Source organism: Nitrosomonas communis (assembly GCF_900114745.1).
In the GTDB taxonomy this organism is placed as follows: domain Bacteria; phylum Pseudomonadota; class Gammaproteobacteria; order Burkholderiales; family Nitrosomonadaceae; genus Nitrosomonas; species Nitrosomonas communis_A.
On the sequence record NZ_FOUB01000058.1, the window covers coordinates 1 to 21,168 of the forward strand.

The window sequence follows — 21,168 nt, forward strand, 5'->3', positions numbered from 1 at the left end:
TATTGATGAAAGTGGGTTTGCACAGGATGCGCCGCGCACGCACGGTTATGCACCCGCTGGCCAGAGATGTCATGGCACGCATGACTGGCATGCGCAAGGTCGTATCAACGCGATTGGCGCCCTGATCGGAAAGCTATTGATAACCGTCAGCCTGTTTGCAGTCAATATCAGCGCCGATGTATTTCATGGATGGGCGATGCAGGACCTGTTGCCTAAATTGCCGTCACATGCGGTCGTTGTGATGGACAATGCTACCTTCCATAAGAGGCAGGATACGCAAGAGGCCATACAAAACGCTGGGCACACCCTTGAATACTTACCCGCTTATTCTCCTGATCTTAATCCCATCGAACATAAATGGGCACAGGCCAAAGCACTGCGTAAACAACAAAACCAGACCGTTGAGATGCTTTTTAAATCCTATACATTCTGAATCATTCTTAACTGGTTAGGCTATATGAAACTTTTTCACTTTTCAAAAGGGCTTGCGAAGCTTTTTTGGCGAAACTTCGTTTTCACAGCATCGGATCATTACGAAGCAGAGTTACGCACATTATTAACTGATAATTTCCAAATCATCGGTAGCACCTGAGTGCCGAAATTTCATGTGCGATGGGATAAATTCATTTTCATCAAGCTGTTTGAACTTTCATAAGGCTAAATCCTCAATAAATATAACTTATCCGATTGTTTATCAAAAGAGGATGTATGCCAAATGCTAACAACGATACAAAAATTGATAAAAAAGATAATTCTAAAAATCTATCAGTAGATACACCGTAAACAGGAAAAAAGCTAGGCGATGCTCGGGTAGATCCAAAGCAACAAAAGCTTAACCGCGAAGACTTAAAGGTAGGAGAAGACCATCGCACCGAGAAAATGCGTAAGGATAATCGAGGTAATTTCCCTTGATTGTTCCGGATGTAATATGCGTAACTTTTAGTTATCGGTCTTTGTGCCTTCAATAGAAGAGATTTACTCATATACCCCCAAATTATTTTATGTAAATACTACCTAAATTAATAGGATGATATAAGTCTCATCAATATGAACCTTAACTGGAGTGAAATTTTTAGCATTACCGTTTCTCCGTTAGAGCTTGTGGTACGCGGCACTGCCATGTACATTTTTCTTTTTATTATTTTCCGGGTGGTGATTAAACGGCGAGTCGGTTCAATCGGAATGGCCGATATTCTTATACTTGTGATTGTTGCAGATGCGGCTCAAAATGGTATGGCTGGTGATTATCGCTCAGTAAGTGAAGCATTTATCCTTATCAGCACTATTATTTGCTGGAATCAGTTTATTGATTGGCTTTCTTATCGTGTGCCCCCACTTAGATCAGTTTTAGAACCCGCTCCTCTCTCACTTATAGATAAAGGCCAGATTCTTTGGCGCAACATGCGAAAAGAATATATGTCAGAATCAGAGTTACTTTCTAAATTGCGTGAGCATGAAATTACCGATCTAAAAGAAATTGAAAAGGCATACATGGAATCTGATGGACAAATTACTGTGTTAAAGAAAAAATCCTAACTTTCCCTTCTATTTTTTAAAATGAGCGCACTGTGCTTAAAGCAATTGAATCCTTCCACTATTCCAGATATTTTTATTATTTAGAATAGCAAACATGATATCGGCAAGATATTCGGTCGTTGGTTGACTTAGGTGCAAACCATCAGGTACAAGTTCTCTCATTGAATATTTGCGCCCTTTAATCTCAAGAAAACCTTCTTTTAATACTTGACGGTGCAATTGATCAAACGGCATTAGAAAACATTGTTTATAAGAAGCGCATTTTGTAGCAATTTCCTGGTTTAACCGTATACGGTTAATTTGTCTTCCTGGCAGGAGTTCGGGAATTTCACCTAAAACGATAGGCAAATTCAGATTTGATGCCTGACTTATCATTTTTTCCAATGCCTTAATACTATTATTGATTTCGGGCAAAGTTGAATCCCAGAAAAAGAAATCAACCGCAATAATAATGCTTCGATCTTTGAAATCATTAGACTGAATTTCTTTGATCACTTCTTGACCAGGCTGGCCGCCGAAAGCGATGGTTTTAATATTCGATTTTTCAGTATACCGTAAAGCAAGGGTCTTACCAGGGCTTAATGTTCCCCAATCTGCACTTACACTTGCCCCCGTAATAAGTGGCTTTTGCAGAAGTTCTGCTGATAAGACATTCTTTGATAAGGCCGATACCTGAAGGAAGATCGCCACAATTGGAGTTATCGTTATTTTCTGAAAAATATTCATAAATAATTTTCACTGATCCTTTAATTTTTTCAGTATGAGAAATAAGCCTGGTCAACATTGAGAGTGCTGGCAATAAGAAGTTTAATTAATTTACAACTATTTATTTCTTCAACTGAGAAAATCTAAATTTTATTCACTTACATCTTCGTGCCAGGTCGCGAATAAAAAAAATAGAAACACTAAAGCTAGAATACAAATTCTTTATTCTAGACCTGTCCCTTAAGTATAAAGCAATCCGACTGTGGTTGAATGTCATGCATGAGCTCAACGAAACACCTCACCATCTTCCTGGAATTCCTGAAATCGACTGTTCGGAGGAACACCACCTTGCACAAGGCACATCAATCAACTCATGAATCTCGGACCTGACTGTCTTACTGCGCTTTTCAAGCTATTTCATAGTCCCTCTTTGGGCTTGCCCGCTGATCACTTTCAAGCCCCGATGGCTTACTGACTGGCTTAGGCTTCTGGCTTTTTAGCCGCACAAGTGAGATATGGCCGCTGTCGACAAGCGTCGAAAATGCGTCGTACCTGAATCATAGTATTACTATGAGAAAAACGAGTTTAAAGAAAACCGCATAATCACGTAATTCGAGCGCTTGGCCGACAGTTTTGCCGCATTATATTCAAAATGCTGAAACAAAACCGTGCCTATGAGATGCGTATAAAAATCAACAAAATACTTAAAAATTTTAATGAGATGCTCGGGTCTAGAATAAAGAGCTTATATGCTAGCTTTCATATCTCTATTTTTCTTTGTGCGCGACTTGGCTCCAATACCACGATAAAATAGTTTAAATTCCGAAAAGTAGCTAGAACTGACTAATTTCTACTCAGTTATTGATATCCATTGCTGTTGATTGCATATTTGTACTGCATAACGTTGTAAAGCGCGTATTATGGAATAAAATTCATTAGCTGCAGCACCATCAAAGTTAGCAATAATTTCGTACTCTAAGACAGAAGAATCAGCTTTAGCAAAATGAACGGATAAGTCTATTAAAGAAACACCAAAACTCTCCTTCAATATTCCTTGATGAATTCCTTCTGTCAAAATTTTAGGTATCTCAACAGTACTAATTTCAAGATTGTTTAAATCAATTCTGAATTTGGTTGTAACCACAAAACCTAATGAAAAATTTCTTGGAGTAGAATATAAGAAATCTTCAATGGTGTATGTAATGGGCATTGTTCCATTTGGTAATGATAAAACAATATTCTCAAGGGTAATATTTTTCACCTTTCCATAAATATCTCCATAAAGCATCACATAATCTCCTACTTTACAGGGAAACCAAGGCTCATCTTTGGAGACAGGGCGTGAAACATACTTAGCTAATTCTGATAATGTCAACCTCAACTTTAACTCGGGGAGTAATGGGTTTGTTAGATTAGTATAGTAATGTAAGCTTCCTATTTGCATTGTGATCCCATTATAAGAAATGCACTCGCCTTCTCGAGCAGAACCTGTATTAAGTAATAACCTCAATTCTTCAAAAAAAGCAGGAATTGAGTTTTTTAATACCCAAGCAATGCTGATCAGAATCACAATCGTTATACCAGTCATCACTGCATCATCTCGTGCTTCCAGAACATAAAAAAAAGCAGTTAATGCTAATATTCCCGTCAAAAAATAATATAGAACTAAAATAACTCTCTGAAAATAATTTCTTTTTTTATCTCTATGATTTAACAATAAACTAAAAAATTTTAAGATCAATAACATCATGAAATAAACGCTAATAAATGCGGTTAGAGCTAAAAATAATGTTGCTCCACGACCTTCAGAAAATTCTTGTATATAATTAAAAAATGAACGTTCTTGTTCGGTCTTAAACTGAATCATTTCATCGCGCTGCAACTGAGCAACCTCAAATAAATGCTTACTTTCATCGAGTTGGTCTTGCCATTTCTGGTTAATTCGCTCAAATTCAGCTAATGCTTCTGTTTGCAAGTTTTCTTGATTGATTTTTGAGATATGTTTTAACACCTCATTTATTTTCGCAATTTGTTGTTGGTAGAAGGTAATCCTAAAATGAAGATTATCCAGCTTCCTCTTATTTTCTGTGAGTTCATGTAACTCTCTTAAGAAGGGCTGTATAATTTCGATTAAATCTTGCTGCCAATCAAAATCTTTCTTAGCAGTAGTCTCATCGGTACCTAGATCTATACCAGCGGTGAGAATCATTTCAAATGAATCTTCCTGATCGGCTATTGTTTGTTCGATAGTGTCTATCTTAGATTGAATCTTTTCTTTTTCTTGATCAGTGCGTGCTTTTGTTAATAGCTTTGATTGTTTGTCAAGTTCTTTTTTATACGTTCTAATTTTTTTTATAATGTCATTTAATACAATAGCGGCTGGATCATTATAATTATGTGATTGTTGGTTAATGGTATTTCTTGGTATATTATCCTTGGCTTGTATATCTGAAGAAAAAGCATTTACCATATAGCAAATAAGAAAACAGCAAACTAGATGTTTATTATTGTTCATGATGTTTAATAAATGCTGTAAAAATTATGAGTCTAAGTAAGTTATCTCTTTTGATAGCGTGATTTCTTACACAGATAAAATCTAAAGATAAGTACTACATTCTTTCTCGAATTAGATAAGCGAAATTAGGTAACTTATTAATTTTCTGCTTGGGATCTTACTGCCACTAAAGCCATTTATTGTCTCGGACATTGAGTGGGATGCTTCTTCAGAAATTTACCGCAGCTGATAACACTTATGCTTTTTTTGATTACATAACAAGTAACTAAAAATCTAAATCCGATTGTGATTGTAGTACAGAGATGAATTTGGATCAGAATCAGAGTAAAGCTACAGAACAGGTTCGACCCGCCAGGGAAACTCATCTCCTTTAAACCGTAAACTATTTTACTTCGTAAAATTTTGAGCTTCTGTAGGATTTTCTGCTAGGCTAAAGTATAGAAGAGGATTCCTTTCCTTATCAGTCTTAACCGCTACATCCAGCGCAACAGGTTCTTTATAGCAAAACCAGCTAGAAATGATTCAAAGAGTATTCTCATTGTCTCATCTAGCACAAATGGGCATACGCCAAAGTACTGCGTAAACAACAAAACCAAACCGTTGAGATGCTCTTCAAATTCTATATATTCTGAATCATTCTTAACTGGTTACGCTATCACTTATAATTACTTCAGTCGCGTAAATATAATAATTCCATTTCCAAATCAAAAATGACGCGAAGGCGAGCCGCAGACAGTATAAATAATACGACAAGGTGAAGCCGACAAAATCAGTTTTGATTTAGAAATGGAATAAAGACATTTTTCAATTGCTCAAGCACCAATTAAAAAATTTCATTGAATCTGATGATGGCACTAAAGTTCTCGCAGTCGGTGTTGTATCCGCATCTCGGGGGTCAGGCCGCCAATAAATAAAGAATAGAGATAGGAAAGATAGGATACAAATTCTTTATTCTAGACCTATCCCTTAAGTAGGGTGCAGGTACGCTGATAATATTGTCGAATGGTAATCCCATGCCTCATTTAGCCATGAAGTGGAACGGTTCGGGAAATAATCATTGAAGATGCCCGGCGCATCCTACGTTTAAAAATAATATTAAGGCGTTGGAATTGCGTTACAAAATTTTTTTGCAAAAATCCCAAGCCGCGCAGTTGATTGATAGTATTCCTAGGCTTGATGTTATCTGTACCTCGGAATTAGCGGGTGAGGTTAGCAACATTGGTCGATTTACCAGCGATTGTAGTCTGGCGCTTTATCTTTATTTAAGGACAGCTAATCTTGATTACAGCTCAGGGAAGTTTAGATGCTCAAAAGCACCAAAACATGTCAACAAGCGCGATAATGGTCGCTGTCGACAAGCATCGAAAATGCGTACTTGAATCACACTATTACTATGAGAAAAAAACGAGCTGAGGAAAAATCGCATAATCAAGCAATTCGAGCACTTGGCCGACAGCTTTACCGCATTATATTCAGAATGATGAAACAAAATCGTGCCTATGAGATGCGCACTAAAATCAACAATATACTTAAAAATTTCAACGGGATGTTCAGTTCTAGAATAAAGAGCTTATATTCTAGCTTTCCCTCTTTATTTTTTATTTATTCGCGATTTGACTCTGATACCAATTGGTTTGCAACAAAATTACAGGATTCAGGTAGTATGTTTTTAGCTGAGTTATCGAGGAGGATGCATAAATGAATTCAGATCTTATCAAAATCAAGAGTCCATATGACAGAGTATCGATGCTCATTTCTGCTATGATAGTATTAGCCTTGATGTACTGGGCTAAAGTTATCATTATTCCAGTAGCGCTTGCAATACTGTTTACTTTTCTTCTCATATCTCCAGTTAATTGGCTAGAGAATCACTTTATTCCACGCATTCCTGCAGTGATAATTGCAACCGGGATTCTGCTGGGATTGCTATTAGTGACTACCTTTGGAGTGACCCAACAAATAACCAGTCTAATTGATTCATATCCAGAATATGAAGAAAATATTACTGCGAAAATCTTTGAATACCAGGAACTTGGCCGTAACGGAATGATAGAGAAGTTTCAGACTGTTACCGAGCGCATTGAAAATCAACTGGAGCTCGCACAAAAAAAAGGCAACTCAGCACCTGAGATCGCAAGAGATAAAGAGGTTGTAGTTCCACAACCTGTCAAAATTGTAGAGGAAGGCCCTTTTAGTATGTCAAAACTATGGTCTTTCGCCGGACCATTGCTCGAGCCGATTGCGAATTTGGGCTTTGTATTGGTATTGGTTATTTTCATGCTAATTAACAGAGAAGATATGCGCGATCGATTAATCTCGTTAATAGGCACAAGCCAGCTGACTGATACAACACGCGCATTGGAAGACGCTGGATATAGGGTCAGTCGCTATTTGCTAATACAGCTACTGATTAATTGCGCTTATGGTCTAGTTGTTAGTATTGGGTTGTGGTTCTTCGAGGTACCCTATCCCCTTTTATGGGGATTTTTTGCGGCACTGTTACGCTATATCCCCTATTTGGGAGCGTGGCTGGCAGCCATACTACCGATTTCACTTAGTTTGCTGATTTCACCGGAGTGGAGTATTACCTTAAAGGTAATATCACTGTTCGTAGCTCTGGAACTTATTACTAACATGATTCTTGAGCCTCTGCTTTATGGACGCGGCATAGGCGTGTCCCAGACAGTATTACTTATTGCTGTGGCTTTTTGGACATGGTTATGGGGCCCGGTCGGTTTGATACTTGCCTCACCACTGACTGTGTGTTTGGTTGTGATGAGTCGGTACATTCCGAATTTAAAATTTATTGATACTTTACTAAGCGATCGTCCAGCCTTATCGCCAGTTCATCGATATTACCAGAGGTTATTGGCAAATGACGAAGACGAAGCATTTGATGTGCTAGAGTCCCATCTTGCAAATAACCAAGGATCGCTAGCATCAACATTTGACGAGATTGTCGCTCCAGCACTGGCACTAGCGCGCGCTGATTTATACTCTAGCAAGCTAGATAAAAATGCACATAAGGAGCTAGTCGATCTGAATAATAAGATCGTAAACGACCTTAGTGAAGTAACGAAGGACTTAACCGAGAAAAGTATTTCTTCAGCGATGAAAAGTAGGAAAAAGGTGCTTTTAATGGCTGCTAGGGATGATATCGACGCAATCGCCGTCCAAACGCTAGCTAAACTGGTCGATCCCGACTGTTTGGACGTATATGTGATTACACCCGGCGTCATGGTATCTGAAGTAGTAGAATTAATAGAAAAAAAGTCACCTGATGTTCTGACTATAATTTCTATTCCTCCTGGAGGAATAACGCATATACGCCATGTTTGCAAACGTGTTCAATCGCGCTTCCCAGATTTAAGAATTATTATCGGACGGCTGGGTTTGCATGATGAATATCATGATATGAACAAACAGCAACTTAGCCAAATAAGTTCAGGTAGTGTTGAATTCAATCTTGGTAATATTATTTCTAAGCTGAAACAACTGTCTACACTTGATTAGCGAGTAGCAGCACCACAGCACCATACAATCGATACATCTCCTGATTGGATTGGATAATTTAGTCGCGTCTGAAAAAGACAATTTTCAAGACATCCATTTATATTTTCTGAGAGCCTGTTCACGATCATGTGAATGTCGTAGATTCTGGGATGGAAGAAGAAATACCCAAGCGACATTAGCCTGGAGACATTTGAAGATGTCCGGTCTGTGTTGGAGAGCGTGCGCAAGCAGACGAAGCCAAGGATGATTGAGTTATATGAAGTATGTTGCGGCGTGCTGCATTTGCTGAAAAGCGAGTGCCCGTGGCAGATGCTGCGGAGTGAGTTTCCCAAGTGGCAAATGGTATATGCGTACTTTTCCAAGTGGAGTGAGCTTGGTCCAGATAGCAAGAGCGCTCTGGAACGGGTTTAAAAAAATGTAGTTGGCTCATCTCCGGGTCAGACCGCGAATGAAGAAAAGAAAAATAGAGATATTAAAGCCAGAATACAAATTCCTTATTCTAGGCCTGTTTCTTAAGTAGGGTGCTGGATTTTTTGTTTCAAGCAGTTTTTTGAATTTTCTTACAGGCCCACTAAGGGCTAGGTATTCTTGGGGAAACTAAAAGTTTTTATCGACGTTTTTATGAAACGAAAGACAAAATGCGGTATTGCAGATCAAAGTTATAGAAATTTTCCCCGGCCAGTCTAGGGCTGTTTTTTATCATGGATATTTTGTCAAAAAAACCGTTTTTCTTAATTGGTAGTGCAAGAATTTATTCCATTTCTAACTCACAATTGACTTTGTCTGCTTCACCTTGCCGTATTATTTATACTATCTGCGGCTCGTCTTCGCGTCATTTTTGATTTGGAAATGGAATTAGATACTCATCGGTATCAGTTTCTGAAAGTGCAGAGATTTATCCCCTGTAGTGCTAATGGCTTTGTATTTATTCTTGGTGATACAAAGAAAGTTCAGCAAAATGGTTTACTTTTTTAATCGAAAGATGCCTAAATAAAGAATCGGAACAAGGCTCAAGCAAGATTGGGATTATTTCTGGCTTCGTCTCTTAGTTGGCGCACACGCTCGTGATTTTTTTTCACTCCTCCGTATAGTCGTTCTAGAAGCGCACGAAGACTGTCAGGCATTTCTTGCCTCAGCGCATTTTCGTAGGCTATAACTGCTGCAGCTTCACCCATTTCGCACTCTTCCAGTACCGCGAGATTATCTTTTTCGGTAAGCGCCGTCTTAAGGTTAATCCAAGTACGATGCAAGCCCCCTGCAGTTGTTCCACTCGTATCTGGATTACCGCCATAATGCATTACTTCGACACTTAAAGTTCTAACGGCTTCTTCACAACTTTGCGCACGATCATTAAAATATGCTTTCAAGGCTGGGTCACTCGCATTGTCTGCACATGTTCTAAAACCCTCTGCGCCGTCGCGCGAAATCTCGACAAGTCCATTTAATAAGGTCGCAATTTCTATATTATTCATCTAATCCTCCAAAAATAAAGGTCACATAAAATGAAACCTAGAGTTGATTATATGATTCAGGACCATTTATTTCGGGGTAAGGTTCCCATGAAAGAATCATATCAATCGACTTTTCAATTTTTGTCGGTTTCCTGCTTGCGAATGCAATCCCTCGCTATGCGACTTTAAAAGGTAATACCGCCGATCCAGTTTTAACAACTTGCAAATAATTTGCCCAATCCTGCATCATTCGTGTAGATAATTCTAAATAAAGCACGTGATTATATGAAGGGACTGTCGCGCAATATTTTAGGGTCTACCATCGGATAGCAGGAAACGAGTATCGCCCAACGCAGCGATTGGAGTGCGCAGTAGATTTATTCACAACCTTTCAGAAGATCAGCTTACTAGTATTTATTTACTACCCTATGCCAGCTTTGGACCGCTAGCCTTCAATAAAAACGATATAAAAGTTGGCTCGAAATAGAATCATTTGGAGGTAATCTCATCTAAGATTCATACAATGCCTTATTGGCAGAAGTTCTATCAATATCAATTGATCAAGCGAGATTAATTCATTTTTATGAGCAATTCTGGTTAGGTAGTTGCATGGAGTTTCTATTAGTTAAGTTTGTATTAATTGTATTAGCAATGGCATTCGCAAATGCGTGCGGGGCTCTCTATTTTATTAATTTAGAAAAGAAAAAAGCAAATACTGCTGCATTCTGGTCGGCAATGATTATACTGGCCAATGCATTTACAATTACTAATTATGTAGAGGACAATATTTATATAGCAGCTGCCTTTATAGGAACTTATTTGGGCACGTTTGGTACCCTTAAGTGGAAGCAGAAAAAGAAAAGGAATCAAGATCTCATAAATTACTAATTCGCAATTGGCTGCATCTTGAGGGCTAACTTTAAGTTTCATCTTATGAAGTTGGGAAGAAATATTGTAACTTGCAATGGCCAACAAAATTGAGCCACTTTTCCGGTGCTTAACCACACCTATTCAATTTAGTTTTTAACCGATAGCTTTCACCTCCGAGCATGAAAATATGAGAATGATGGATGAGCCGGTCAACGATAGGTACGGCCACGTTGTCATCGATAAAGAATTCGTTTCAGTTGGTAAATTCCTTATTCAAAATCCTAATAGAAAAGTAAATAATTTATATAATAATATTATTTATTTACAGATAGTTACATTATATTTAATTGCTGTTTATATTAAAAATTGGAATTATTAGTCGTCAGGATGATGGAACGATATTCGTATAGCGCATTGACCAATTGAAACAGGTTGTGCATGCCGTGTTTATTCATGGGAAAATAACCAAGCTCATCAATGATCAGGACGTCGAACTTGATCAGTTGATGGATTTTCTTTTTTTAATTCACCCTCGAGCTCAGCAAGTTCGAGTGCTTCAATCAATCCTAACGCGGTGTTGAAATAAACTTTATATCCTGCATCAATAGTTTTTAAGCCGATACCGATAGCCAGATGTGTTTTGCCTGCGCCTGGTGGGCCGATAAAGACAACATTCTCACGGTTGTCGATAAAGCCAAAGTCCAGCAGGTTGTTGATCTCCTGCTTGCTGATGGTGGTCTGGATGCGGTAATCGAATTCTTCCAGGGTTTTGTGCAAGGGAAATACGGTGCGTTTTCTGTTCTGCTCAATGCGTAAAGGTCTTGCCATCTGCGCATCTTATGTAAATTTAAGCTTGTTAAAGATTAAAATATTAGGGTAGTGATGTCAATTGTAAGGTAGAGTAAAGGACTGGCTTTCAATCGCCATTAGGAGTTGCTTATCTGTTTCCGCCCCTTTCGTTTGGCGGTGCCTCAATAGCCATTCCATAGTCAATTTCACCAGCCCTTCCTCATCAAACTGATATGTCCTTTCCAGTAAGTGCGCTGTGGCATGACTTTATCCTTAAAATATTTTATCTATAACCAACCTGGGAATTGCCCTTATGGCTCCGGTTAATTAATGCCAGTTGGATAGAATTTTCTCAGTTTCTTCGACCTCAATTTGTATTGAAAACCGTCGTTTAAGTAAATTCAAAATGGAGTCATAACACTTATCGTCGGAGCTACATAAAGCGTCTGAAGCCACAATCACCCCCGATAACCAAAATCGACTGCGCCTAAAACGGTTGCTAAAACGCACATGTCAATTTCTCCACCGGATACAACGAGAGTATTAATACCTCGCTTTTGAAGTCGTTGATGGAGATCTGTTGCGACCCATGGCCCATAGACGGGTTTATCGATCACTTCGGCTGGCGGTACGAACTTCACTAATTCCGGAATAAGCTCAACCAAACCTTTATCGAGTTTTTCAAGCGTCATGCAATTCCAGTGCTCATAGTATTTTTTCCACATACCATGACCCTGACCAGATTTTTCAGCCGGGATGAATCGTGTAAAGACTGTTTGTTCTGAAGCACGTTCCGTGAGGGCTAAAACTTGAGGCAGTATCTTATATGCCCATGGTGTTTGCCATTCAGTATTTTCAGCAAACAACCGTTGCATATCAACGCATAAATGGACGGTGTGATCTTTGGGAATAAAGTTCATTTATCAATGTCCTGCCGAATGGCGGAGATTTCTTCGTTACCTACTTTGGAAACATCTTAGGGTCAGGCTTTACATTTGATATTCTCGCTTTCTCTTTTCCGCCTGCTCACAGCCCAACTTACGGTGGCATAACCACGCCAAAATGCTCACCCACTTGAGCGAGCGTATAGTGTCCGCTTAAATATGCCTGAGCCATACCTTCATCACGGTTTTTATAGCGATCAACAAGGTAGCTTAATGGTTTGATGATGGCCTGTTTTTGCTTTCTGGGTATGTCTTTGAGTGATTGTTCAGGATTGAGTTTACGCTGCATATCATTGACAAAGTCATCATCACCCAAATAAATCTGGTTCTTCAACCCTTGCCAAGGGGAGGGTTGTTCTTTACCAGCTTTAACAAAATCTCGATAGTGTTGCTGCGCGACGCTCTTTATTTTGTCAAATCCAGCGAGGATCCATTCAGTGGTTAAACAGGCAGCGTTTTCTTCGTATCCAGCTGTTGCGCGATAACTGCTCCAACACCATTCTTTGGCACTTCGCACTATCTGTGCCCGCACCGGGTTCAAGGCAATGTAACGCGCCAATTCCAGCAGATAAGCATCTTTCTGCACCAATATGGCTTTGAAACGACCTTGAAACACGCGGGCAACACGCTGATGCTGCCGATTGAAATATTGCGTGTAAGTGCCGTTGAGATACTTCATTTCTTTGGACAGGATGGGAGAATTAGTTTCAATCAATAAATGATAGTGATTGTCCATGAGACAATAGGCATGACAGTACCAGTCATATCGATTGACCGTATTCTGTAGCAACAGCTAAAACTGTTGACGATCAATATCCTCATTATAGATATCTTCGCGTGCGTTGCCGCGTGCTGTCACATGATACAGCGCCCCAGCAAACTCAATGCGTAAAGGTCTTGCCATCTGTGCATTCTATGTGAATTTAAGCTTGTTGAAGATTAAAATATTAGGGTAGTGATGTAAATTGTAAGGCTTGACCCTAATGGTTGCTTTGGCGCTTCGCACCATCTGTGCCCGCACCGGATTCAAGGCAATGTAACGCGCCAGTTTAAGCAGATAGGCATTTTTCTGCACCAGGATGGCTTTGAAACGACCTTGAAACACATGGCCAACACGCTGATGCTGCCGATTGAAATATGGCGGGTAAGTGCCGTTGAGATACTTCATTCCGTTGGACAGGGTGGGAGAATTGGTTTCAATCAATAAATGGTAGTGATTGTCCATGAGACAATAGGCATGGCAATACCAGTCATAACGATTGACTATGTTCTGTAGCAACAGCAAAAACTGTTGACGATCAATGTCATTGTGATAGATATCTTCTCGCGCGTTGCCATGTGCTGGCACATGATACAGCGCTCCAGCAAATTCAATGCAGAAAGGTCTTGCCATCTGCGCATCCTATGTAACTTTAAGCTTGTTGAAGATTAAAATATCAGGATAGTGATGTCAATTGTAAGGCCTGACCCTAATGGTTTGCAGGTTTGCAGGCGAAGGCTGGAAGCACTAACAAGGAAATCAAGATGATCAAAGTAAGCCCGATGGACAATAGCAACCCCATACTGGCCAATCCTAAATGAGGTGAGAATGCCATGCTGACAAAACTGCAAAGTGTAGTCAAATTGCCTAAAATCACACCTCTTGCCGTACTCGTTTTTAGTACATCCTGTTCCTTATTTGGCATAGAATGAAGTCGGTGCATAATATAAATACCGCTGTTCACACCCAACCCCAATAACAAGGGAATGACGATAATATTGGCAAAATTGAACGCAATATCCAGCAGGACTGTTGATGCGCCTATAAATATCGCCATTATCAGCAACGGCAGCAGAATAAGAACTGTATCTTTGAGGCTACGATGTATGACCAACACAGCCAGAAAAATGGTGGTCAGTGCATAAATTAGCGCCTCTTGAAAGGCTGATACTACGGCATTACCAGATTCCAGGTAAATTACGGGCAAATCCGTGGCATGAGGTGCTACCGTTCTTACATCGGCGATGAATTCTTTGAGATTTTCTTGATCGTTGAGATTTTTCTTGGGAAATATTTGGTTTCGGTAAATTCCCTCAGGGTTCAACCAGCGTTCTGCCAAATCCCCGGGTAATTTACTCAGTGTGACGATGTCTGCTTGAAGACCCATCAATAGCCTGTTCATAGATTCATTCAGTGTACCCAATAAATTCCATTGCAACTGCGTTAACCTTGCCGCCTGCTCCTCTAAAGGCAGTTTTTCTACAACCTCCATCAAACGCTGCAAGTCACCAAGAAGTCGATACAAATTTTCTGCTCGTGGTTTTGATGGATTTGCAGCCAAACTTCTATCAATACTGGCAAGAAAATTTCTCAATGCCTGTTCATTTCTTTCTAAGCTATCTTCTATCAATGGAGGGAAAGAGGTTATATACAGGCCCAATATTAAAGAGAGATCCTGCATGATTGTCAGTTTTTCTTCTTGGTCATTTGGCAAAAAACTGAATATGGTAACAACGCTTTCGACAGAATCTAGTGCCTCCAACTTCTGTACAGTATTAAGAACTTCCTGCTTGCTGTTAGCCAGCGTTGTCAGTGTTAAAGGAGATGAGTTCTTTGTTTCCAGCAACTCCCTAAAAGTAGAGAGGGATTCGCTTTCGGGATCTCGTAGATTAAGGGGATTAAAATCGAACCGTACTTGAGTCAATAACGTAGCACCGGCCAAGGTGAGTACTAATGCACTCCACTTGATAGCTATCCGATGTTGAATCGGAAAATGATAGACCCATTGAGGAAAGATAGTTTGCTCTGCTTGTACCTTGGCTGGATTTAGCGGAAACAGGATTAGTAATGCCGGCAACATTATCAAAGAAACGATTAAGGCAATAACTATTCCTCCCCCAGCAATTACACCAAGTTCGGAAACACCGACGTAAGCAGTGGGTATAAAAGAAAAGAAGCCCGCTGATGTGGTAATAGCACAAAGTGTGATCGAGGGCCCAATTTTACGAATGGCTTCTGCTAGTGCCTGGGCTTGGGTAAGATTCTGCTGTTGCAATTCCCGATAGCGTAACAAAATCTGAACGGTGAAATCGTCGCTGATACCAATGTACAAAACAGTAAAAGAAATAGAAATCAGATTGAGATGACCCACAGCGAGCGTAGCGAAGCCTGCGGTGAGCGCTAGACCTATGACCAGCAACGTGAAAGTTATCAACACTAACCTCACAGACTTAAGGCCAATCAATAATAAAAGGCAGACCAGGAGCAAAGAAATCGACGAGGCCATCAGCGTACTCTGCTCTATACTTTCCAGCTCATCATTTTCTAGCACCACTTCCCCGGTAAGCCTGACCCGTACATCGGGAAATTGTGTTTTTGCTGTTTCGACGATGGCGCGGATACTATTCAGCGCCACTTCTGAAGGTTGTACAGCGGTGAAATCTAGTTTCGGTTTGAGTAGCATATAACGCTGCGTAGTCAGCAACGCTTCATTCTCTCCAAATATCAATTGCTGCCAGGAAAGATGATAATTTTCATCTTTTATAACTGCCTGTATCGCATTGCTGATTTTTTCGAGCAGCGGATTCAGATCCACTGGTAACTTCCGATCTTCGGTGGTTGTTGTGATAGCTCGCTCTATAATAGAAAATAGGCTGCTCAGACTATTGTCATCAGCCAGAGTACCAATAAAGGGCTGGGCTTCTGCCAAGGTATTGACCAATTCATGAAGTTTTTCGAGATCAAGGTAAAGCAGACCATGACGTTCGAAAAATTTCCCTTCTCCAGGAATGAAAATTGACTGGATGTTTTGTGTGTCTTGAGAGAATTTATTTTTGAGGTAGTTGAGCGCCTCGCTCGTTCTTTCAGGTATCGGCGCATCTATGACAACCAAAATAGCTTCGTTATCCTGCGGAAAAGCTTTAAGAAAGCGCTCTCGATCTTGAAGGAAAGGTAATTTATTAGAGAGGATCTTAGTCGTATCTGTATCGATTCTTAAATTGTGCACAGCATAGTAGACACTGACTACACATAGCATAAGCATGAGAAAAATCAGTGTCTTAGGAAACCGTAAAAGCCAATTTTCTAGCCGCTCTAGAAAATTTACTAAACGTGCACCCATGTTCTTGATGTATTCCTTTATCTTGTGCAGTACAACCGCTTGCCAACAGCAAGCAGCCTAAAAAATGGCTCACTTTGAGCTAATATCTACAAGTTAAATTTGATCCACCCATTTAAATATTTTCTGTTGTAACAGATTTGAAAAAACCAGCTGAATTTTTCTGATTTAATTTATAGCTGCTTATCTCTGATCGGGCTGATAAGCATGCAAAATCCGCTCTAAACTTGCAGAAGCTAAGGCAATATTTCCTGTCAAAGTGTTATCTTATCTTGTCCACAAGATAGATTAATAGTTCGAGCAAACAACTCTTTTTCGACAGCTTTTGCATAACAAATTGATCTACCCTTTTGTTATTGACCGTCTACAGCCTGTAACTACCTTGCACGGTATTTAGAGCTAGTCGTTTCTTTCCGCGGCCTTTTGGAAAATTTTAATTAAACCGAGTGGATGATTGCACCAAACTCTTTCCTGTTCACGGTGAACTTGTCGGGCTGCTAAGAAACTGACATCGGCCTTCAACAAGCTCAGGCCGAACGGTGATTATGTATAAGCGCTCAACAACACCACATGTCATTTTCTCTGGCTTAGTGATTGAATGAGTTCTTGTGTTAACGGCAGTAGTTCATCGATACAATTATTGGGCCAGGCGGGAGTTTAATTAGCATATCTTTAAGCCATGCAGATGGGTCCAGTTCATTGAGTAAGGCGGTACCGAACAGGGTTTGGATAGTGGCTGCATGTTGGTCAGCACACTCTCAAAAAGGTGTCAAGTCTTGCGATGCAATATCCTTTGCAGATTTCCTACTGTGGCTACAACCGCGCACTTTAATATTCCACTCCAGTTGGATGCTCCGCGCCTTATTATTTGTACATGGGCTAATTAACCTTTAATTCTTTCACAAAGACGATGAATTCGAGATCATCTCGAAGTGGAATACCGAAGCGTTCGTTGCCATATGGGAACGGACGACGTTCGTCGGTTCGACGATATACACGGCGCTCGTACCAAGCGATTAGCTCGTTTCGAATTGAGATGACGTGCATTTGCATAATGGTACAGGCGAACTGGTGTGATGCGAATCGCTCAGCTTCCATAATAAGGCGTTTCCCGAGGCCCTGCGCCTGCAACTTCGGTTTCACGACAAACATACCGAAATAGCAGACATTGGCATCGCGTTTTTCTAGATGGACGCAGCCAATAATTTCCTCATTGCGCTCGGCGAGGAGAATGCATTGATTATCAGCGGACAAGATTTCCTCAATCTCGGATGTGTCTGTGCGCTGGCCGTCAATAAAGTCTGCTTCAGTCGTCCAGCCGTGACGGCTGCTATCCCCGCGGTAAGCAGAATTTACCAGCGCGGCGATGCGCGCGGCATCGTGCAATGACCCCTTACGCAAATGCATGCAAAATATTCATGCGATACTTATACCATTGATGCGCTCGGTGTATCGTCAAGGCGCCGCACATGTTCCGTCGCATGCTCGATCGAGATCCTGGAATTTGCACAACATCTTTCATTAGATCCATTGGACATTTCCTTAAAACCAGGCATTTAACTTTCCTTTTTCTTATATATTTTTAATAATAGTACACACCGGATAACCATTGCTCATTCTTAAGATAAAGGAGTTATCTATTATCTTATTCAAGAAATTCAGGATGTAGAATTATTAATTTGCATCCAGCAATCATTCATGACGATCCCTGATTATCAAACCTGCATGCTACCACTCCTGAAATATATAGAAGACGGAAAAGAGTATTTAATGCGTAAGGCTATTGATTCGCTTGCAAATCACTTTCAACTAACACCTGCTGAGCGAATAAAATTACTACCGAGCGGCCAGCAAGCGATATTTCACAATAGAGTTGGCTGGACAAAATCTTATCTTAACGTGAGTTCGACATAAGAATCATCACATCATGATTGGAAGAGCTTGTGTAATATCTTAGGGTCAGAGCTTGCATTTGACATCCCTGTTTTTTTCGCCTGCTTCACAGCCCGACTCACGATAGCATAACTTATACCAAAATACTCTCTTACTTGAGCGAGCGTATGGTGTCCGCTTAAAAACGCCTGAGCCATACCTTCGTCACGGCTTTTATAGCGATCAGCAAAGTAGCTTAATGGTTTAATGGGAGCTTGTTTTTGCTTTCTGGGTATGTCTTTGAGTGATTGTTCAGGGCCAAGTTTACGCTGCATATCATTGACAAAGTCATCATCCAAATAAATCTTGTTCTTCAATCATTGCCAGGGGAGGGTTATTCTTTACCGGCTTTAACAAAAGCCCGATAGCATTGCTGCGCGATAACTGCTCCAGCGCCACGCTTTGGCACTTCGCACCATCTGTGTCCGCACCGGGTTCAAGGCAATATAACGCGCCAATTCCAGCAAATAGGCATCTTTCTGCACCAGGATGGCTTTGAAACGACCTTGAAGCACGTAGCCAACACGCTGATGCTGCCGATTGAAATATTGCGTGTAAGTGCCGTTGAGATACTTCTTCCCTTGGATAGGGTGGGAGAATTGGTTTCAATCAATAAATGGTAGTGATTGTCCATGAGACAATAGGCATGACAATACCAGTCATAACGATTGACCGTGTTCTGTAGCAACAGCAAAAACTGTTGACAATCAATATCATCCTGATAGATATCTTCCCGTGCGTTGCCGCGTGCTGTTACATGATTCATGATACAGTGCCCCGGCAAACTCAATGCGTAGCAATCTTGCTATCTTCGCATCTTATGTAGATTTAAACTTGTTGAAGATTAAAGTATTAGGGTTATGATGTCAATTGTAAGGCCTGACCCTAAGAGTTGTTACCAGCTGTACTGAGAAATATTCAATATGAATAAGAAGGGATGAGGGGGCAGCGAGTGCCAGTCGTTGACCGAACCGAATTGTATTGAGTCTCACATCGAAAATAAACTTTTTAGTGTTAATAGCATTTTCCACTTTTATAGTTTTGGTGATTTCTGTGCCGCTAAATACCGTATAACCTTACTTCCATTTATTGATGGTAATTGGAGGAGGCTTTTGTACATATTCATTGTGATTTCGCATACTTTAATTTTATCGGTTTTATTCATGACTGGTTCTTGTATCAAAGCGAGATCTTGTCCATATTTATTTAATTCTATGTAGATAACGGGTTCAAGAATAGTAGATACCTCCTCCACACTCGGAATATCTTGAGATAACACAAATGAAGTTCTGACAATATCATTTAAGGCTGCAAGACCAGCTTCCCTAGTAGTATGAGAAATATATTTGGTTGAGTTTAATGTTTGCCCCATCTGTGAAAAGAAAAATGGGTAACATAAATTCTCTCCATTCTGCATTAATTCTGTCAGTTCCTGTACTTTGACTTCTGCATATTTTATCGCTGCTTCGTCAGATGCATGTGGCAGATGTTTCTGAACTAATGTTGAAATCATGTTATGGACAGCCGCCGTAGCCTCTTCTTTGCTCTGACCTCCTTTTATCACTTGATAGAATTCACTTTTTATTTTGTTATAGCTTTCTGGGTCGTACCATTTCATTAATGTAAACGCAGAATAGTCTAAAAGTTTCTCATCAGAGGTAATTGCTGTGGAGGATTCGGCGTTAATAATTGGAAGAATGAATGCCTGTGATGCTCCGAAAGATAAGATCATCGTTATTATGAATATAATATAATAAAAATGATTGTTATTATTACTGTTGCGATAAGCTATACTGGCAACACCCGCCGCAACAATACCACAGCAACTCACAATGACAGCATTTAACCAAGCCATTTATTCTCCTTTTTTTCATTTTAGGTAAGATTTATCTATTAACTATCAAATGAAAATTTTGAATATAAGTGCGTTATAACTAGGATAAGTATTTTTTTCTATAATTCAACAAAAAAATGCAGGAAAAATTATAAGTGTCGCAAAATAACGACATTGCTCTGATCAATAGTTTAATAGAAACTATCTTGTAACATCATCCCAAAACGGCTTTCAGAATTACCTGCTGCCTATAAAAATCTGCCCTAATTTCTAGTGCTTCAATTTCCTCATTACTCTGTTAAATCTGTTTTCCGACTTTTTAAACTTGCAGCAAGCTGCATGCATGAATACCTATCTCTGCTATAAGTCTTACTTAGGAGGGGTAGAGGGGGGTTAAAGCTACTTAGCCTATTCTTCATTAGGTGCCGAAATTTTCTTTAAGAAAATATAGAGTTTTAAACTATTTCAATGTCAATTGAATTAGCTTAAAAAATCTTTTATACCAATATAGAGATGAGTCCGCCCAGTAAGCTAAAGCCAGTAGAGCATTCAGCCTTATTCAATTCAGAATTATCAGTAAGGTGCCTCAACAATCGCTTTAAGAATTACTAGATTAAATGATCATTGCAGGATGAGATAATGCTCAACCAAACATGAGAGAAGTATGTTTACCGCCTCACCTTTGTTTAAAATATGCAAATCTAATCGAGCCTAATTTTGCTACTGTATTATTTAAGGCACAAAAAAGGTAGTCACATCAATGATATGCTACTTTACACTGAATCCTGACTACCCTTTTTATAGTTTCTATTCGTTCTTTTTAAATAGAATTCAATTAGAGTCTACAAAATAATTGAATAGCTTATCTGGATTAATCCTCGTGTTTAAGACCTTTAGCTCTATCGTTCAGAAATGGTGAAGATTTTAATTCCCAGTTCATAGAGTTCCCACGTTGTTCAAGAACAGCTGAGTAAATCTCATT

21 protein-coding genes are annotated in these 21,168 nt (G+C 39.8%); 7 read left to right on the forward strand and 14 right to left on the reverse strand.

Annotation, left to right across the window (positions count from 1 at the left end; genetic code table 11):
* On the forward strand, positions 1–433 hold a 433-nt coding region (locus tag BM122_RS16050), incomplete at its 5' end, for a transposase (protein ID WP_305728202.1).
* Between the two features lie 614 nt (positions 434–1,047).
* Entirely contained in the window at positions 1,048–1,536 is a 489-nt protein-coding gene (locus BM122_RS16055) for a DUF421 domain-containing protein (protein WP_074906622.1), read from the forward strand.
* A 36-nt stretch (positions 1,537–1,572) separates the two neighbouring features.
* Here BM122_RS16055 and BM122_RS16060 read toward each other — a convergent pair whose 3' ends face one another.
* Positions 1,573–2,262 carry a hypothetical protein gene (locus tag BM122_RS16060; protein WP_074906623.1) on the reverse strand — a complete coding sequence of 230 codons (690 nt, stop codon included), beginning with the start codon at positions 2,260–2,262 and terminating at the stop codon, positions 1,573–1,575.
* Between the two features lie 829 nt (positions 2,263–3,091).
* Positions 3,092–4,756 (reverse strand): hypothetical protein, encoded by a 1,665-nt coding sequence (locus BM122_RS16065; protein ID WP_143083483.1) that lies wholly within the window; start codon positions 4,754–4,756, stop codon positions 3,092–3,094.
* A 1,151-nt stretch (positions 4,757–5,907) separates the two neighbouring features.
* Between BM122_RS16065 and BM122_RS26195 the strand changes: the two genes are divergently transcribed.
* The 3 genes from BM122_RS26195 (at position 5,908) to BM122_RS26200 (ending at position 8,680) form a co-directional block, all read left to right on the forward strand.
* Positions 5,908–6,135 (forward strand): hypothetical protein, encoded by a 228-nt coding sequence (locus BM122_RS26195; protein ID WP_371264938.1) that lies wholly within the window; start codon positions 5,908–5,910, stop codon positions 6,133–6,135.
* Between the two features lie 319 nt (positions 6,136–6,454).
* Complete coding sequence (locus tag BM122_RS16080) at positions 6,455–8,269, forward strand: AI-2E family transporter (RefSeq protein WP_074906627.1); 1,815 nt, start codon at positions 6,455–6,457, stop codon at positions 8,267–8,269.
* Between the two features lie 180 nt (positions 8,270–8,449).
* Positions 8,450–8,680 (forward strand): transposase, encoded by a 231-nt coding sequence (locus tag BM122_RS26200; protein ID WP_371264939.1) that lies wholly within the window; start codon positions 8,450–8,452, stop codon positions 8,678–8,680.
* Between the two features lie 599 nt (positions 8,681–9,279).
* Here the strand turns inward: BM122_RS26200 and BM122_RS16090 are convergent.
* Positions 9,280–9,741 (reverse strand): ferritin-like domain-containing protein, encoded by a 462-nt coding sequence (locus tag BM122_RS16090; RefSeq protein WP_074906629.1) that lies wholly within the window; start codon positions 9,739–9,741, stop codon positions 9,280–9,282.
* Between the two features lie 510 nt (positions 9,742–10,251).
* Here BM122_RS16090 and BM122_RS16095 point away from each other — a divergent pair.
* Positions 10,252–10,608, forward strand: coding sequence for a hypothetical protein (locus tag BM122_RS16095; RefSeq protein ID WP_256212130.1), 357 nt, complete (start codon positions 10,252–10,254; stop codon positions 10,606–10,608).
* 109 nt (positions 10,609–10,717) lie between these two features.
* Here BM122_RS16095 and BM122_RS26205 read toward each other — a convergent pair whose 3' ends face one another.
* From BM122_RS26205 to BM122_RS16135, 8 genes are all read right to left on the reverse strand, one after another.
* Positions 10,718–10,831, reverse strand: a complete 114-nt coding sequence (locus BM122_RS26205) for an ATP-binding protein (RefSeq protein WP_371264940.1) — start codon at positions 10,829–10,831, stop codon at positions 10,718–10,720.
* Positions 10,832–10,949: 118 nt separating this feature from the next.
* Positions 10,950–11,045, reverse strand: a complete 96-nt coding sequence (locus BM122_RS26210; protein WP_371264937.1) for a hypothetical protein — start codon at positions 11,043–11,045, stop codon at positions 10,950–10,952.
* Positions 11,046–11,064: 19 nt separating this feature from the next.
* A complete protein-coding gene (locus tag BM122_RS16105) occupies positions 11,065–11,418 on the reverse strand; it encodes an ATP-binding protein (RefSeq protein ID WP_305728214.1) in 354 nt (117 codons plus the stop codon).
* Positions 11,419–11,837: 419 nt separating this feature from the next.
* On the reverse strand, positions 11,838–12,299 hold the full coding sequence (locus BM122_RS16110; protein WP_256212131.1) for a cysteine hydrolase family protein: 462 nt from the start codon (positions 12,297–12,299) through the stop codon (positions 11,838–11,840).
* 118 nt (positions 12,300–12,417) lie between these two features.
* Positions 12,418–13,113 (reverse strand): transposase, encoded by a 696-nt coding sequence (locus BM122_RS16115; protein WP_218152124.1) that lies wholly within the window; start codon positions 13,111–13,113, stop codon positions 12,418–12,420.
* A gap of 123 nt (positions 13,114–13,236) precedes the next feature.
* The gene (locus BM122_RS16120) at positions 13,237–13,716 is read right to left on the reverse strand and encodes a transposase (protein ID WP_218152125.1); all 480 of its coding nucleotides are present in this window, start codon (positions 13,714–13,716) and stop codon (positions 13,237–13,239) included.
* Positions 13,717–13,792: 76 nt separating this feature from the next.
* The gene (locus tag BM122_RS16125; RefSeq protein WP_074906631.1) at positions 13,793–16,423 is read right to left on the reverse strand and encodes an MMPL family transporter; all 2,631 of its coding nucleotides are present in this window, start codon (positions 16,421–16,423) and stop codon (positions 13,793–13,795) included.
* Between the two features lie 876 nt (positions 16,424–17,299).
* Positions 17,300–17,827, reverse strand: a complete 528-nt coding sequence (locus BM122_RS16135) for a GNAT family N-acetyltransferase (RefSeq protein ID WP_074906632.1) — start codon at positions 17,825–17,827, stop codon at positions 17,300–17,302.
* A gap of 318 nt (positions 17,828–18,145) precedes the next feature.
* Here BM122_RS16135 and BM122_RS16140 point away from each other — a divergent pair, with 318 nt between their 5' ends.
* Entirely contained in the window at positions 18,146–18,334 is a 189-nt protein-coding gene (locus BM122_RS16140) for a winged helix-turn-helix domain-containing protein (protein ID WP_256212133.1), read from the forward strand.
* An 11-nt stretch (positions 18,335–18,345) separates the two neighbouring features.
* Here BM122_RS16140 and BM122_RS21780 read toward each other — a convergent pair whose 3' ends face one another.
* From BM122_RS21780 to BM122_RS16150, 3 genes are all read right to left on the reverse strand, one after another.
* The gene (locus BM122_RS21780) at positions 18,346–18,669 is read right to left on the reverse strand and encodes a hypothetical protein (RefSeq protein ID WP_083398541.1); all 324 of its coding nucleotides are present in this window, start codon (positions 18,667–18,669) and stop codon (positions 18,346–18,348) included.
* 119 nt (positions 18,670–18,788) lie between these two features.
* Positions 18,789–19,118, reverse strand: coding sequence for a transposase (locus tag BM122_RS21785; RefSeq protein ID WP_218152126.1), 330 nt, complete (start codon positions 19,116–19,118; stop codon positions 18,789–18,791).
* A 267-nt stretch (positions 19,119–19,385) separates the two neighbouring features.
* A complete protein-coding gene (locus BM122_RS16150) occupies positions 19,386–20,207 on the reverse strand; it encodes a hypothetical protein (RefSeq protein WP_074906634.1) in 822 nt (273 codons plus the stop codon).
* Positions 20,208–21,168: the final 961 nt, after the last annotated feature.

What these genes read in the sequence shown, in the direction of transcription:
- BM122_RS16055 (WP_074906622.1), top strand. Translation starts at nt 1,048, where the DNA reads ATGAACCTTAACTGGAGTGAAATTTTTAGCATTACCGTTTCTCCGTTA.
- BM122_RS16060 (WP_074906623.1), bottom strand. Translation starts at nt 2,262, where the DNA reads ATGAATATTTTTCAGAAAATAACGATAACTCCAATTGTGGCGATCTTC.
- BM122_RS16065 (WP_143083483.1), bottom strand. Translation starts at nt 4,756, where the DNA reads ATGAACAATAATAAACATCTAGTTTGCTGTTTTCTTATTTGCTATATG.
- BM122_RS16080 (WP_074906627.1), top strand. Translation starts at nt 6,455, where the DNA reads ATGAATTCAGATCTTATCAAAATCAAGAGTCCATATGACAGAGTATCG.
- BM122_RS16090 (WP_074906629.1), bottom strand. Translation starts at nt 9,741, where the DNA reads ATGAATAATATAGAAATTGCGACCTTATTAAATGGACTTGTCGAGATT.
- BM122_RS26210 (WP_371264937.1), bottom strand. Translation starts at nt 11,045, where the DNA reads ATGAATAAACACGGCATGCACAACCTGTTTCAATTGGTCAATGCGCTA.
- BM122_RS16105 (WP_305728214.1), bottom strand. Translation starts at nt 11,418, where the DNA reads ATGGCAAGACCTTTACGCATTGAGCAGAACAGAAAACGCACCGTATTT.
- BM122_RS16110 (WP_256212131.1), bottom strand. Translation starts at nt 12,299, where the DNA reads ATGAACTTTATTCCCAAAGATCACACCGTCCATTTATGCGTTGATATG.
- BM122_RS16120 (WP_218152125.1), bottom strand. Translation starts at nt 13,716, where the DNA reads ATGGCAAGACCTTTCTGCATTGAATTTGCTGGAGCGCTGTATCATGTG.
- BM122_RS16125 (WP_074906631.1), bottom strand. Translation starts at nt 16,423, where the DNA reads ATGGGTGCACGTTTAGTAAATTTTCTAGAGCGGCTAGAAAATTGGCTT.
- BM122_RS16135 (WP_074906632.1), bottom strand. Translation starts at nt 17,827, where the DNA reads ATGCATTTGCGTAAGGGGTCATTGCACGATGCCGCGCGCATCGCCGCG.
- BM122_RS16140 (WP_256212133.1), top strand. Translation starts at nt 18,146, where the DNA reads ATGCTACCACTCCTGAAATATATAGAAGACGGAAAAGAGTATTTAATG.
- BM122_RS21785 (WP_218152126.1), bottom strand. Translation starts at nt 19,118, where the DNA reads ATGAATCATGTAACAGCACGCGGCAACGCACGGGAAGATATCTATCAG.
- BM122_RS16150 (WP_074906634.1), bottom strand. Translation starts at nt 20,207, where the DNA reads ATGGCTTGGTTAAATGCTGTCATTGTGAGTTGCTGTGGTATTGTTGCG.